Origin of the sequence: Amycolatopsis sp., assembly GCF_025464955.1 — a bacterium.
Lineage (GTDB): Bacteria > Actinomycetota > Actinomycetes > Mycobacteriales > Pseudonocardiaceae > Amycolatopsis.
This window is the reverse complement of the sequence record NZ_JAODNM010000068.1, coordinates 1-15496: the sequence shown is the minus strand read 5'-3', so window position 1 is coordinate 15496 and position 15496 is coordinate 1. Positions and strand designations below refer to the sequence as shown.

6 protein-coding genes, 1 tRNA gene and 3 pseudogenes are annotated in these 15496 nt (G+C 64.7%); 4 read left to right on the top strand and 6 right to left on the bottom strand.

Annotated elements, in window-relative coordinates; genetic code table 11:
* From JWQ81_RS15735 to JWQ81_RS15725, 3 genes and pseudogenes are all read right to left on the bottom strand, one after another.
* A pseudogene (locus tag JWQ81_RS15735) lies at positions 1-182 on the bottom strand (hypothetical protein); the annotation flags it as partial.
* An 8-nt stretch (positions 183-190) separates the two neighbouring features.
* A complete protein-coding gene (locus tag JWQ81_RS15730) occupies positions 191-853 on the bottom strand; it encodes a GH25 family lysozyme (protein ID WP_297542087.1) in 663 nt (220 codons plus the stop codon).
* 750 nt (positions 854-1603) lie between these two features.
* Positions 1604-7747 carry a PA14 domain-containing protein gene (locus JWQ81_RS15725; RefSeq protein WP_297542085.1) on the bottom strand — a complete coding sequence of 2048 codons (6144 nt, stop codon included), beginning with the start codon at positions 7745-7747 and terminating at the stop codon, positions 1604-1606.
* A gap of 636 nt (positions 7748-8383) precedes the next feature.
* Here JWQ81_RS15725 and JWQ81_RS15720 point away from each other — a divergent pair.
* From JWQ81_RS15720 to istB, 3 genes and pseudogenes are all read left to right on the top strand, one after another.
* Complete coding sequence (locus JWQ81_RS15720; RefSeq protein ID WP_297542083.1) at positions 8384-9961, top strand: DUF2079 domain-containing protein; 1578 nt, start codon at positions 8384-8386, stop codon at positions 9959-9961.
* A gap of 269 nt (positions 9962-10230) precedes the next feature.
* Positions 10231-11775: pseudogene (gene istA / locus JWQ81_RS15715) on the top strand (IS21 family transposase).
* Positions 11776-11839: 64 nt separating this feature from the next.
* Positions 11840-12595 (top strand): IS21-like element helper ATPase IstB, encoded by a 756-nt coding sequence (istB, locus tag JWQ81_RS15710; protein ID WP_297542081.1) that lies wholly within the window; start codon positions 11840-11842, stop codon positions 12593-12595.
* 310 nt (positions 12596-12905) lie between these two features.
* Here the strand turns inward: istB and JWQ81_RS15705 are convergent.
* The 3 genes from JWQ81_RS15705 to JWQ81_RS15695 form a co-directional block, all read right to left on the bottom strand.
* Positions 12906-12980 (bottom strand) — tRNA-Val (locus JWQ81_RS15705).
* A gap of 41 nt (positions 12981-13021) precedes the next feature.
* Positions 13022-13483 carry a peroxiredoxin gene (locus JWQ81_RS15700; RefSeq protein ID WP_297542079.1) on the bottom strand — a complete coding sequence of 154 codons (462 nt, stop codon included), beginning with the start codon at positions 13481-13483 and terminating at the stop codon, positions 13022-13024.
* A 96-nt stretch (positions 13484-13579) separates the two neighbouring features.
* On the bottom strand, positions 13580-14008 hold the full coding sequence (locus JWQ81_RS15695) for a DUF3052 domain-containing protein (RefSeq protein ID WP_297542077.1): 429 nt from the start codon (positions 14006-14008) through the stop codon (positions 13580-13582).
* Between the two features lie 425 nt (positions 14009-14433).
* On the opposite strand from JWQ81_RS15695, the pseudogene JWQ81_RS15690 reads away from it, so the two are divergent.
* A pseudogene (locus JWQ81_RS15690) lies at positions 14434-15496 on the top strand (pyruvate dehydrogenase (acetyl-transferring), homodimeric type); the annotation flags it as partial.

Genomic DNA, 15496 nt, shown 5'->3' with positions numbered 1-15496 from the left:
GTCGCGTCGGCGATCATGTCGGCGAGAATGTCCTGAGCCAACTGCGGTTTGGTCATGAACTCCACGCCAGCGGGGATGCCGAGCGCCGCACGGTCCCCGGCGTCGGCGAGTTGCTCTTCCGGCACATGAATACGGGCACCGACCAGCGCGTGCCCACAACGCGGTCGACGACTGACTGTCATGCCCGCTTCTAGTGTTCGTCGAGCTTGGCCGGGGTCGTCCCGGCAGCGAACGCAGCCAGCTGGCTGACCGTGCCGGCGAAGACGTCCTGATCGCCGGGGAACGTCCCTGAGTGGGCCCACTGGTAGAACGTGTACGCGCTCCAACCGGCCGGCATCCCCGGCGGGCCGCCGGCGTCGGACGCGACCGGTTCGATCCACAGCGGGGAGTTGACCGGAATGGTCGTATTGCTACCCGTGCAGTGACTCCACCAGCCGCGGGTCGTGTAGATGACCGGCCAGCGGTGCGCATGGGTGTGCACCGTGGTGATGAAATCGTTGATCCAGGCCCTGATCTGCGCGGGCGTCCGGTTGTAGCACCATCCGGCCCAGTCTGCCGTCGAGTAGGGGTTGTACTCGATGTCGAGGGCCGGCGGGAGCGTCTTCCCGTCGTTGCTCCACCCGCCGCCGTGAGCGACGAAGAACGTTGCCTGGTCCACGCCGGACGCTTGGTCCGGCAGCCCGAAGTGATAGGCGCTTCGTTTGAGTCCGACGTTCGCCGAGCCGGTGTAGTTCGCGGCGAACTGCGGATCGAGGTACGTCGTCCCCTCGGTAGCCTTCACGTAGGCGAACTTCGCACCATTAGCAGCTACTGCGTTCCAGTCCACTTGATTCTGGTAATGACTGACATCCAGCCCTGGCGTACCAGCTACCGCGTTCGCAGACTTTGCTTCCGGCTGCAGCTTTGGAGCAGCCGCGCGCTCGAACGCTGGAACAGACGATCCCATGTAATCCGCTTCGGGATGCAATGGCGTGCTCACCATCGCCGTGTCAGACACAAGGAGCGGCGACGCACTAACTGACGCTTGAGGACCGGCCATAGTCGTCAGTCCAGCCGCAACCACTCCAGCCAAACCAATCACTACCAGCCCACGCTTTACACGTTTTGTCATTACCGACTCCTTGCATCACATCGAAGAACAAACTTGTCAATTCAATGGAAACCAGAAACATTCGAGACTTGCCCAGAAATCATGCTAAATGCAAAATCGAACAGCTGGCGATCCATCAAGGGCTACCAGAAGATCCGATTGCCCGAATTTTTCACACACAGGTGCCAAGGCGCCTGAATACCCGAAGGGAGTCGAGCAATGCTCGACTCCCTTCGGATTTACTTAGCTACTCAACTTATTCTTGATGATCCGAACTACCACCGTCAATCGCGTCTTGCTGTCGCCAACGCTGCGCCAAAATCGAACTAGCCAACACAATGAAGCCGGCACAGAGTCCGGGACCCCAAGAGCTGGCCAGCGAGAAGTTTATAGCCAAAGCTATTCCGACACACAGCAAGAGGACGGCAACTCTCCCGAAAGTTACCTTCGGAAACCTTGACTTCATCAGCATTCCTTAACTTTGACGTAACGAAATCGCGACTACGAGGCTACTCAGCGCCACGGGCGCCACCGATACCAACCACGCGATGTCGGGTTCCAATGCCGACCACGGTAGAATATTGGCTTTCTATAGGAAACCCTGCCGCGCACCGTCTGCGCCGTGCGCCGCCCAATAGAAGAATTAGCACCCTTTAGCGCGCGTCCGGGGCCGACCGCACCCATGATTCCGCCGATAACCGTGCTCCTGATCGCAGCGCCCCACGACCAGTTTTTTGTGCCGGCGTTGTTCGCCGCGTATGTGGCGAATCCGGCAGCGGCACCGACGATTACTCCGCATACCACGCTGACACCGCAGGCGATAGCGCCAGCGGCGGCTGCAACAGTGACAACTGCAGCCACAATCGGGCGCCAGTTGGCGGCAACAAAGTGACCAACAGAACTGACGGCGTGATTAAGCCAATCTGGCCATTGTCCATTAAGGTCCGTGGTGTTGATGGGGTCTCCGGAAACGTAGTCGTAGTCGTTAGCGGAGCCGCCTTCCACCGGGTCGACTGACAAGAACCTGCCGAGCAGCGGGCTGTATGGCCGTGCACCCATCTCGACTATGGACAACGCACCGGCATGTTCATAGCCGCGTTGGTGCTGTCCGAGCCAGCCGTAGTCCATCTGGCCGGGCTGGTTGTCGGGAACGTTGTCGGTGTCGACGGTTCCGTCAGCGGCTAGCGGTTCGCCGAACGGTGTGTAGGTGCGCAGCGCGCCGACCTGATGTCCGGCGTTGTCGAGGGTCAGACTGAGATCGCCTCGGGTCGTCGGCGCATCCCAGTTGGGTTGTCCGGTGTCGGCGCTGCCCTTGTCGGTGTAGAGGACTCCACCCGGCAAGCTGATGGTGCGTGTCAGGATCCGTTTGTCGCTGGCCAGTACGAAGGCTGGGCTGTCGCCGGCTCCGGTGAATGAGTAGAGGGCGTCGGCGGTGGAGTCACCCTGTGTGGCCGCACGCCTGGTGATGCGGTCGGTCGCGTCACGCACGTAGGTCACATCAGCAGGGTCTGCTCCCGTGGTGCGGGCGGTGAGGTGACGGTCCGCGGCATCGTAGCCGAGGTAGGTTGTCGATCCACCGGACGTGAATTGGGTGGTGTTGCCGTGTGTGTCGTAGCCGAACCCGGTGAGCGCGTTCGCTCCTGTGGTGGCGAGGACCCGGTCCGCCGCGTCGTAGCACGAATCGGTCTCCGCGGTACCGGCGGCTGTCTGGTCGAGCAGGCGGACCCGGTTTGTGTTGAGCCCCGCGTTGGCTTGACTGCCAGCCGGGCATGCTGCGGACGCGTTCGATGTGAAGTCGTAGGTGTAGTGGTGACCTGCTACATACGCTTCGGTCAGTCTTCCGACCGAGTCGTAGAGGTAGTTGGGACCGTTGGGATGCGCGTCTACGCCTCCGAGCTGCTCGTCGAAGATCGTGCCGGACCTCGTCCGGCTGACTTGAGACACCACCGTCTTATCATCACTGGTGGTCCACGTCGACGATGTCACATCCCCTGCCGGGTTCTTCCCGATCGCCGAGAGCGCTGACCCGTTCGAGTAGGCCACGGCTGACAGCTCTCCGGCCCCGTCGTAGGTCGAAGTAGCCAGCACCGTGTTGTCGAGTTTCGTGGTCAGGGTCCGCCCTGCGTCGTCGTAGGAAGGGGTGGCTACCTGCGGCGAGTCAGCGGGGTTAGGTGGTGTGACCTTCTGTGACAATACGCGCCCGATCTGATCAAAGGACGTATCGGTTTTGGTGCCGTAGACATCGATGTAGGACACCGTGCGGCCGAGCAGGTCCAGGCGGGTCGTGACTGTTCCGGCGGTGTCCGACACTGCCGTGGTTAGTGGGTCACCGCCTACAGCGTAGTTGGTGGTCACCGTTCGCTCTCCCGCCGTCGGGTTGGCGGGTGTCTTGACTGCAACGACCCGATCGCGGGCGTCGTAGGTTGTGCAGATCCAATCGCCGGACGTTGATTTGGCGACGACCCTGCCGGAAGCGTCATAGACTTGTTCGTCGACTCGCGCCGTCCCGGTGGCCGGGGCGGCTGATCTGGTCAGTTTGGACATGCCGCCCTGGTTGACCGCGGGGCTACCTGCGACGCAGGGGTTAGCGCGTGTTTCCGTGTCCCCGTAGTTCGAGTACGTGGTGGTGGCTCCAGTCGGCATGGTCTTAGAGACCTTGCGCAGATAGCCCGAACCCGGCGCTTCGTAGCCGTTCTTCGCCGTCAGCCCTTCCGTGCCAGCACCGGTGGTAGCGCTGGTCGCCAGGCCGTAGGTTGCGTCCAGACCAGACTGGGCATATTGCGCGCTAACGACCTTGTCCGGCACGCCGTCGGACTCTGAGGTCGTGGTGGAGGTCTTGAGCCCGTACCGTGGCCGAAGCTGGGCACCGGGAACAAGTTGCTGAACGCCAGCAGGAGTCGTCCAGTTGAGGTCGAGCTTGGCGTAGCCGGCGTTGTCGTAGTAGTCGATGCGGATCTTCTTGGCCTGCCCGGCCGAGTCGTTGTGGACCGTGGCCGTGCGCATCGTCGCGCCGGAGATTTGCCAGTAGTCCATGACCAGCTGGTCATCGATCCACATCCGGATGCCGTCGTCGACGTTGGCCCGCAACACGTAGTCCCCTGCCGCGGGGAACACGATGTCACCGGTCAGCCTAAGTGAAAACCCGTCCGCGTTCAGGCCCGGTGTGACGGCCGTGCTGTTTTCCCACGGGCTCTGGACCGTGCCGTCAGCCGGCCCGATACCGGTTTGGTAGACGGCCGGGGCGCCTGAGAGCGTCAGGTTGTTGTAGAACGCCGCGCTCAGGCCGTTGACGCCTTCGTCATAGCCAGTGTGGGTGTGCGCCAAAGTCCCCGCGCACGCGGTTGTCGGTACTTGGCCGGTGAAACACGACGTCGGTCCGGGGCCGTAGGAGTCCGTCGGCCGGTCGGCGTAGTCATACACCGTGGTCGATTTCCTTCCGGCGGAGTCGGTCGAGGAGAGCTGGAGATCTTTCGGACCCCACTCTTGGCTCGTTGTCCTTCCTGTCGCATCTGTTGTCGACAGGGTCCGGTCCGCGCCGTCGTAAGTAACCTTGCTCGAGAATCCGATGGCGGGGTTCAGCCCAGCCGAATCGGTGAATGTCTGCAGGTTCGCCGGGTCATACCGGTAGGTCTTTCCCGGGCGTGGCTGGCCAGGAAGAGGTGCCGGCCCGGTCAGAAGGTGGGCCTTGGGTTTGCCAGTTGAGGTGTCATAGGTGACGTCGGTGCGCACGTCCGCTGCGGTAGTGCGATTGGCGGGGTCCGCAGCGATCCAGTCGTTGACCAACGAGGACCGCTGCGAGGTCAGCAGGCCGGTGGCGTCGTAGCCGTAGTCGTTGTCCTCAGCCCCGGGATCCTCGATCCGGGCCAGCCGCCCCTGTGCGTACCAGAGACGAGATTCGGTGCCGTCCCAGTAGGTGATGCGACACAGCATCTGAGCAGGCGGCAACGCATCCGACCCTGCCGGCGGGGTCACGCCGCCGTAGCAGTCGTCGCCGGCCCGGTTGTAGTGCAGCACGTGGGCGCGACCGGAGACCGGGTCCTTGATCTGAGCCAACCGTGATGGGGTGCCGTCGTAGATGTTCTGCAGGGCCGCGGGTTTGCGTGAGTCCGCCGCCGATGACTGGGTGTCGAGTTTCCCGTCGGCGCGGAAGGTGAACATCGAGCCGCCTTCGGTCAGCGTGATCAGACCGTTGGTGTCGAGGGAGAGGATCCCGTCCTCGTCCTGTGGTGGGGTGTAGCCGCCGGTGCTCTTCTTCGTCCAAGTGTGCTTGGCACCCGAGGCGTCGGTGAGCACGATGGTCTGGTCGGTGACCTTGGCGTCGGTGTAACTCGTACCGTCACCGTCGACGTCGGCCGACAACGTCCAGCCTTGTGGCAGGGCGGGGAGGTCGCTGGTGAACAGCCAGTCCGCGGGGACGATCTGCTCGGGCAGCGCGGTTCCAGCGGTGGTGCGGGTGAACAGCCGCATCCTCGACGGACCGGTGACCTGGGCCAGTTCGACCTTGATGGGTACCCGCTGCCCGGCGGTCAGCGCGACCCCTGTGGCCTGGGTCCAGTTCAGATCACTGGGTCCGGTGCTCTTGTACACCTGGGTGCCGTTGATCCACACCTGCGCCGCATCATCGTGGACGCCGGCGAACTGGTAGGTCCCGGCGACCGGGGCTTGGAAGAAACCCTCCCACCGGACGACGAAGTAGCTCGGGGCCAGCGCCGGCGCGAACGGGGAGTCGGTACCCCAGTCGACGTTGACCTGCGGCTCGGTGCGGGTCAGCACGGGCTGCTGCGCGGGGTTGATGTTGCCGTTGTGCGACAGGTCCGCGAAATACGACGCCCGCAGCCCCTTGGGGTCGTGCTGCTGGGAGTTGTAGGTGAAGTTCAGCCCCGCGTTGCCACCGACCGTGGTGAACGTCGGTGTGGCCTCCGAAGTCGACACGTTGCCGTTGGCCATATTCACCGTGACCGGACCGGCCGTGTCGACCGGCGACGGTCCGTGGTCGCCGATGCGCTGGTCGACCTTGAAGTGCCCGATCCAGGTGGGCGAGACCGACGTCGCGCCACTGTAGGCGGCGGCCTGCCAGGTGTAGGCCACACCGTCCTGCAGCACCCCGTCGGGAACGGTCCAGGTCGGTGTCGCCAGGCAGCCCGATTCGACGACGACACCGGACTTGGCGTCAGCGCCGGTGGCGACCTTGAAGCAGTACGTGACGGGGTCTCCGTCGGGGTCCTTGACCGCGTTCACGGCCAGCGTCGGTGTCATGGTCGTCAGGACACTGCCGTCGGCGGGTGAGACCAGGGTCGGGGCGGGGGCCGGTGTGCCGGTGTCGACGGTCAGCGTGGCGTCGAGGTGCTTGTAGGTGAAGGTGCCGGCTTGTTCGGTGCCGACCATCATGAAGAACGCGGTGCTGTCTTTGGCGTTGACCCGGGCGCGCATGAACCCGGTGAGGCCTTCGCCGTTGAAACTGCCGACGTCGCCGACAAGGGCGCTGGCCATGTAGCCACCGACGCCGTTGTAGTTGAACGCGGAGGCTTGGTAGAGGTCGGCGTTCCAGGTCTTGACCGAGCCGGTGGTGTCGGTGTTGCGGGTGACGTCCATCCGGGCGTTGACGACGGTCTTGCCGAACAGCGACGAGTAGTCGACGTGGAAGACGGCGCGGTTGTAGGTGTCGCCGTTGGCCTGGCTGTTGCCGATCCGCAGTCCGCAGCTGTCGCAGACGGTGCCGTCGGAGCGGTAGGCGTGCGATTCGGTAACGCCGAAGGTGAAGGTGGGGTCGACGTGGACCGGGTAGACGCGCTTGCTGTCGTGCAGCCACGTGCTGTCGACCGCCACGGTGAGCCACCAAGCGTCGCCGGCGTTGTCCAGCGTGTAGCTGCCGCCGGTGATCGCGGGCCCGGTCTGGTCGTTGCCCGACGAGTCCCAGGTCTCCACCGGCGGGATGACGATCTTCGTCGCACCGGTGATGTCGGTCAGCAGCACCGCGCCGGACTTGTCGATCTTCGGCGTCAGGCCTTGGGTGCTCAGGCGGAAGCGCCACGAGGAGTTGCCGTCGGCGGGAGCCCGTTTGAGCTTGATGGTCTCCTTGACCGCGCTGGGCGTGACTTCGTAGTCCAGGTCAGTGTTGGGGGCGACATTGGCGTACGCCACCGAGTCACCGGTTACTGCGGCCGGGGCGGGGGTTGCCTTGTCGAAGGCGAGGCTGGCTTTGTCCGCGCCGGCCTGGACCTGCAGGACAGCGGGGTCATTAGCATTGGACGCCAGCGACGGGCTCAGCGGGTGGTGGTCGGCCGCGGCGCGGCGCGATGCCGGGTTGACCTGCAACGTCGTGTTGATCGCCTGCCACTTCCCGGCGGCGTCCTGCACGTTGAGTGGCTCGGTGGACTGGCGCATCGAGTGCGTACCGTCGGGGTTGACGTACTCGGTGACGAATGTCGATTGGGAGATGACGCGCGAGCGCTGCGCATCGAAATGGCTGGTCGCGCTCCCGGCCAGCTTGGTCAGTGGCGTGAAGTCCGCCTTCTGGCTCCCACTGACCGGGGCGGGCGCAGCCGGTGCGGAGTTGAGCACCGGGACGTCGCGCGGGTCGATCCGGTGCGGTGCGGGCGGTGGTTGGGACGCTACTGCCGGCACCACACTCGTCGACGCCAGCACCACCACGGACACTATGAGCAAGACAAGCCCACGGACATACGTCCAGGCTCGATCACGATGTAACGAACGCACGAAAACCCCTCGAAAGAAACGCGACCATGACGGCGCACGTTGGAACGGCAGAAGGGAACTCTTCTGCCGCATCTTCACCCATTCGGCGTATCTGGGAAACCGCATTGTTTCCCGCTAAAAAATCGGGAGCTTGAGTGAACAGAAAAGCGTCAAGGCATCCGGGACGCTCATCGCCACTACCTCACCCGGTTGTTACGCGAACCGGCAACTTCTTCACGACCGTCACCCTTTCGTTACTTTAAATCCGACATACAGTTCTCATATGGCCTTAATCCGGCACGCATAAAGGAGAGTTCACAGGATTCTCACAGGGTAGCCTCAGCCTGGTCACAGCACCGCTGAACGGCACACGCTAGCCTTCGCCAGGCGCGACGTAGGTTGTCCGCGACAGAGAACTGTAGGCAAGAACCCTAAAATCACGACAGAGAGTAATTCATGACAGGCGGCCTGCGGTCAGAACGTTCACCGGAAACCGTCCTTTCGGAGGTTGCCGAGTCAGGACCTATTCCCTATAGCGATCGCGCCCGGGATTCCATCAACAAAATACCTGTGGCGCTGCTCACAATTGTGTGTATTGTGCCGCTGGCTCTCGCGGCGCTGGCCGCGGTGCGGGCGCCCCGGGTGCATGAGCTGCTTGACTACTGGCACGTGCTGGCGAAGGTCACCACCGACGACGGCTCCCTGATCCCGGCTCAGCTGTTCACCTATCACCTGGACCAGCCGTTCGTCCTGCCCTCGCTGCTGTTCTGGGCGGACGCTGCCTGGTTCGGCGGTGACAACCGCGTGCTCACCCTGCTGACGGTGGCGATGATGGCCGCGGTGGTGGTGCTGCTGCGCACGATGCTGCCGGCCTCGCTCGGCCCGGTGAAGCGTGCGACACTGACCACCGCCTTCGCCTTCCTGATGCTGTCCTCGCACGCGGCGGAACTGTGGCTGCAAGGAACCAACGGCATCAGCTGGGTCCCGGCCGTCCTGTTCAGCGTGCTCGCCATCGCCCTCGCCCACCACGACCGCCCCTGGGCCGCCTGCGTAGCGGCGGCCGTCGGCTGCCTGTGCTTCGGCGCGGCGTTCCCCGCGTGGTTCTCGATCGCGCTGGTCGCCTGGCTGCGGCGAAGCCCCACCCTCAAGGCGGTCGTCCCCGCGATCATCGGGGTCGTGGTGTTCGCGCTGTGGTTCGCGACGAAGCCCGCGGCGCAGCAGTCGCTGGCGAGCTCCGCCTTCGACCCCGACGGTCGCCTGTCGGTCATCACCGCGGCGCTGGGCGGCCTGTGGTCCGCCGACGTCCCAGTCGTGGCGATCATCGCCGGCGGCATCACCCTGGCCGCACTGGTACTGCTGAGCTGGTCACCCACGCGAGCACGCGCTGTCGACTCGGCGCCCGAGGGCCCCAGCGCGGGCTGGATCGGTGTGGCGCTCTACGCCGCTGCGCTTGCCGTGATGCTCGGCCTCGGCCGCACCAGCTCGGACGTCCCCAACGGCAACGTCGGTCTCATCAGCCGGTATGTCATCGTCGCCGCCCTGGCCACCTGTGCTCTGCTCACCCTCCTCGCGCTGCACCGACCGAAGCTGCCCACCCGCCATCTCGTGGCTGGCACCCTCACCGTCGCGCTGCTGACCCACGCCATCGGCGGAACGACCGCCGACGCCGTCAAACGCAGCTACGCACCCCTGCAACTCGTCGGCGTCGCCCTGCGCGTCAACGCCACTGCCGCGTTGAACGCCCTGCACATCGAACCCACCGCCATACCCGCCGCACGGGCCCTGCACGATTACCCGTTCACCGCTGCCTTCACCCTCGGCTGCGGCCACCACGAACTCGGCAGTCACATCGACCTCACCACGGTCCAAGTACTCCCCGGTTCCACCAGCGCCAGCCTCAACCGCGGCACCCTCGACCAGCAGACCACCGCCCCGGGCAGCATCATCTCCGGATGGGCCACCATCAGCGGCACTCCGACAACCTGTGTCCTCGTGACCGACGGAACCGGCACAGTCGCAGGCGGCGGCATCACCGGTCTCGATCACCCGGACGCCGGCACCAGCGGCTTCCAAGCCGTCGCCGCGCCGAACACCCCATCCCCCGTCGTCCTGGTGGTGGCGGCCAACGTGTTCTACCGCGTGTCCACCACCGCCAACCCGACATCGGCACACTAGATTCCGCATGCTCCAGCGCCGACCCGATCTCGGCATCGCATCAACAATAAAACCTCCTCGCGTCGCCGATCGGCACTCACTATGTCGAATACCTGCAGGCCGTCATGCTGGACTCGCGCGAGCGGGCCCACCCGCTGTACACCTGTCAGCGGTCACGTAATTCCCCCACCTGTGGCGGTGTGGCAGTCGGTTGTAGGCCTCACACGCAGGTTCGCTCGCCCTCACGGTCACGTGAGGGAAGGGCGCCGATGGCGAGGAGAAGTTTCGACGTGTTCGACCTGATCGAGTTGTTCACCCATTGGCATGCCGGACGGTCGCAGCGCCAGCTCGCCGAGAGTCTGGGGATCGACCGCAAGACTGTCGCGAAGTACCTGGCACCGGCCATCGAGGAGTCGCTACTGCCCGGCAGCGACCCGGCCACCGACCAGCAATGGTCCGAGCACATCGCGCGATGGTTTCCCGAAATCGCCGACCCGGGACTACGCGCCACGACCTGGCCGCGGATCGAGGCTCACCGCGACCGGATCGTCACCTGGCTCGCCGCCGACGTCACGGTCGCGACCATCGCCCAACGCCTCCGCGACGACCACACCGTGGATGCGTCGGAATCCTCTGTCCGGCGATGGATTGGCGCGAACCTGTCGGAGGAATCAGCGCGGGAGAAAGTAACCGTGCCGCGCGGTGCCGTCGAGGCAGGCTCGGAAGCGCAGATCGACTACGGACGGCTGGGCATGTGGCTGGACCCGGCCACCGGCAGGCGGGTCGCGGTGTGGGCGTTTGTCATGGTGCTGTCCTGCTCTCGGCACCTGTTCGTGCAACCGGTGATCCGGATGGACCAACCCTCTTGATGTGCCTCACATGTGGCCGCGTTCGAGTTCTTCACCGGGGTTCCCTCCAGGCTGGTGCCCGACAACCTCAAAACCGGCGTCGACAAGCCAGACCTCTACGACCCGAAGATCAACAAGGCCTACGCGGAACTCGCCGCGCACTACGACACGCTGGTCGATCCGGCACGAGCACGCAAACCGAAGGACAAACCGCGGGTCGAACGCCCGATGCAGTACGTGCGGGACTCATTCTGGGCCGGTCGGCAGTTCGCGTCACTGGCCGCGATGCAGGCCGAGGCGATCCGCTGGTGCCGAGAGGTCGCCGGGACCCGCCACAGCCGTGCGCTGGAGGGTGCGCAGCCCGCCGCAGTGTTCGAAGCGGTCGAACGATCTGCACTGATTCCCTTACCTGTCAACGGTTTTCAGCTCGCGACGTGGTCGACGGGGAAGGTAGCTGTCGACTGCCACGTCAAGGTCGGCAAGGCCCTGTATTCGGTGCCGTGGCGGCTGATCGGAGCCCAGGTCCATGCCCGCAGTTGCGGCGACCTCGTGCAGATCGTGCACGAGGGTGAGGTCGTGGCTACCCATGTGGCGCATCGGTCGGGGCGGGCTACCGACTTCGAGCACTATCCGCCGGAGAAGATCGCCTTCCACATGCGCAACCCCACCTGGTGCCGCCGCGTCGCCGCTGAGATCGGACCGTCCTGCGTCGGGGTGATCGCCGCGTTCATGGCGGTCAACGCGATCTCCCGGCTCCGCAGCGCCCAAGGCGTGCTCGCTCTGCGCAAAGAGTTCGACGATGCCCGGCTTGAGGCCGCGTGCGCACGTGCCGCCGAGGTCGGCGATCCGAGTTATCGCACGATCAAAGGAATCCTCGCTGCCGGCACTGAACACGGCGACGAACCGGCGACAAGTTCGCCGCCCGCGACGGCGCCGGCGTTTCTGCGCGGGCCAGCACAGTTCGACGCGGACAACGCCAGCGCCTAAAGCAACCGTCGATTCGCTCACCTCCACACCACAATTCGACCATATATCCGGGAGAACAGCACTTATGAACGTTCTCGATCCAGCGCTGCGCACCGCGTTACGCACCCTGAAGCTGACAGGCATGCTCGACACCCTTGATGCTCGTCTCGCCCAAACCCGCGACGGCACCCTCGGGCACCTCGAATTCCTGCAAGTGCTCTGCGAAGATGAAATCACCCGGCGCGAATCGGCCGCACTGACCCGGCGGATCCGTCGAGCGAAGTTCGAGGAACAGTCCACCTTCGAAAGCTTCGACTTTGCCGCCAACGCGAAGCTGCCCGCCGCGATGCTGCGTGACCTCGGTGCCCTGCGGTGGCTCGACGCCGCCGAGTCGGTGATCCTGTTCGGGCCCGTCGGTGTCGGGAAAACTCATGTGGCACAAGCACTCGGACATGCTGTCGCGCGCCGTGGTGGTGATGTTCGGTTCGCGAAAACCTCCCGTGTTCTTTCCGACTTGGCCGGTGGTCACGCCGACCGGTCCTGGGGTCAACGCATCCGCGAGTACACCAAACCTCTCGTGCTCATCCTTGACGACTTCGCCATGCGTGAGCACACCGCGATGCATGCCGATGACCTCTACGAATTGATCAGCGATCGAGCCGTCAACGGCAAACCGCTGATCCTGACCAGCAACCGCGCGCCCAAGGACTGGTACAACCTGTTCCCCAACCCGGTCGTCGCGGAATCGCTGCTTGATCGGCTCATCAACACCAGCCACCAGATCCTGATGGACGGACCCAGTTACCGACCCCGCAAACGACCCGGCCGCACCGCCAGCTAGACAACGCCCCGACAAACAGGTACACCTACATCCGAGGCCCACCGGTGGAGGAATTACCTGACGGCAGCCCCGGGGGAATTACGTGACCGTCGACAATGAGACTTTCGGTCGTCGGAGTCGCGGGCTCCCCCCGGGGAGGCGAGGATGGCGGCCAAGCGCCAGATTCGAGACCACCGAGCACCGCCCGAAATGGGCGTTTCAGTGCCAGTTTCGGGGGGATCAGAATTACGTGCGTTTTGCAACTGATGTCAAAATTGATGTCAAACCGGATTTTGTTGATCTTGGTTTTTGCTCCGGTGCTGGTCAGAGGTGGTGGGCGCAGTAGGGATCGAACCTACGACCGCTCGGGTGTAAACCGAGTGCTCTCCCGCTGAGCTATGCGCCCGGGAAGGTGGCGCCCCCGACCGGGGGCGCCACCGGCAAGACTCAGGCCAGTTCGGCCACGGCCTTCTTCCAGGACTGCTGGTCGCGCGCTTCACCGGGCTGGTTGACCTCGGCGTAGCGGACGATGCCGTCCTTGTCGATCAGGAACGTGCCGCGGTTGGCCAGACCGGCCGCCTCGTTGAAGACGCCGTAGGTCGTGGCGACGGCACCGTGCGGCCAGAAGTCCGACAGCAGTGGGAACTGGTAACCCTGCTGCTCGGCCCACGCCTTGAGGGAGAACGGTGTGTCGACAGACACACCGAGCACCTGGACGCCCTGGCCGTCGTACTCGGCGAACTCGTCGCGCAGCTGGCACAGCTCGCCGGTGCAGATGCCGCTGAAGGCGAACGGGTAGAAAACCAGCAGTACCGGCTTGTCACCCTGGAACGACGACAGCTTCACCGCCTGCTTGTTGTAGTCGTTGAGGGTGAAATCCGGGGCCTGGGTACCGACCTCGACTGCCATGTCTGGGCATCCCTTCGAGCATTTTCGAACGCGCTGAACAAGCCTGCTGTCTCAACCCTATCGTGTGAGCGGACCTAGGCGGGGCCCGCCGGGGGGTCAGCGTTTGGTGTTCGACTTCGGCGGCACCAATCGAGTACCGGACCAGCCCGGTGCGGCACTGATGTTGGATGTCTGGGCCAGTCCGACCGTCGACACCGCTTCCGCGATGTCACTCGGTTCGACGTGCCCAGGCTGGCCGTTCTTCGGTGTCAGTACCCAGATGACCCCGTCGGTGGCCATCGGCGTCTTGGCGTCGATCAGGGCGTCGACCAGGTCACCGTCGTCGTCGCGCCACCAGAGCAGCACGACTTCGATGACCTCGTCGGCATCCTCGTCGAGGATGTCACCACCGATCTGTTCCTCGATCGCGGCACGGAGGTCGTCGTCGACGTCCTCGTCCCAGCCGATCTCCTGGACCACCATGTCCGGCTTGATGCCAAGCCTCTCGGCGACGCTGCTTTGTTCAGCGTCTCCTGCGGCGACCACTGCTGTCACTCCTCCAACTACGAAGGAGTGCGACGACCAAAACGCTGGCGGCCGTCACACTCGGGTATACGGATGTCCGATAGCGAACACTGGTGAGGCGCCGCGCGCAACCGTCCACACCGGATCGGCGGCAACCTGTGTCGCAGCGTACGGGCATCATGACACCTCGCGCACGCCCCACGCGAGGTGAATCCGGACCCACTCGGGCAGCGCGGGCGGCGTGCCGCCGGGGGTCTCGCATAGGGTGGACTTGATATCGCGCGCGCGGTACATCCGCAGGTCGGGGGTGTCGCAGCGGGGTTGACGGAGGTTACCGCTCAGTACTGGTGACTCCGGGCAGTGTTTGCGGCAACGATGGCGAGTAACGCTCGCCTGCTGAGTTTTGTACGAGCATGACCAGCTACAACTTTTCGCAAGGAGATCCCTTGGCCTCGCAGAACGACGGCGCCTCCCCCAAGGAGGCCCCGGCACGCGTACGCGTGATCCGTGACGGATTGGCGGCGCACCTGCCCGACATCGACACCGAGGAGACAGCCGAATGGCTCGACTCCTTCGACGAGGCACTCGCCCGAGGCGGCCAGCAACGCGCCCGGTACCTGATGCTGAGGCTGCTGGAGCGCGCGCGTGAGCGCAACGTCGGAGTCCCGGCGCTGACGTCGACGGACTACGTCAACACCATCCCGACCGAGAACGAACCCTGGTTCCCCGGCGACGAGGAGATCGAGCGCCGCTACCGGGCGTACATCCGCTGGAACGCGGCCATCATGGTGCACCGCGCGCAGCGCCCTGGCGTGGGTGTCGGCGGTCACATTTCGACCTACGCTTCGTCCGCCGCGCTCTACGAGGTGGGCTTCAACCACTTCTTCCGCGGCAAGGACCACTCCGGCGGCGGCGACCAGATCTACATCCAGGGCCACGCCTCCCCCGGCATCTACGCCCGCGCGTTCCTCGAGGGCAGGCTCACCGAGCAGCAGCTCGACGGTTTCCGCCAGGAGTATTCGCACGCGGGCGAGGGCGGCGGGCTGCCGTCGTACCCGCACCCGCGTCTGATGCCGCACTTCTGGGAGAACCCCACCGTCTCCATGGGCCTCGGCCCGATGAACGCGATCTACCAGGCGCGGACCAACCGCTACCTGCGCGACCGCGGCCTCAAGGACACCAACGACCAGCACGTCTGGGCGTTCCTCGGCGACGGCGAGATGGACGAGCCGGAATCGCGCGGCCTGATCCACGTGGCCGCCGGCGAGGGCCTCGACAACCTGACCTTCGTGATCAACTGCAACCTGCAGCGGCTCGACGGCCCGGTGCGCGGCAACGGCAAGGTGATCCAGGAGCTCGAGGGGATCTTCCGCGGCGCCGGCTGGAACGTCATCAAGGTCATTTGGGGCTCACGCTGGGATCCGCTCTTGGCCGCCGACCACACCGGCATGCTCGTCAAGCTGATGGGCGAGACGCTCGACGGCGACTACCAGACCTACAAGTCGCGCG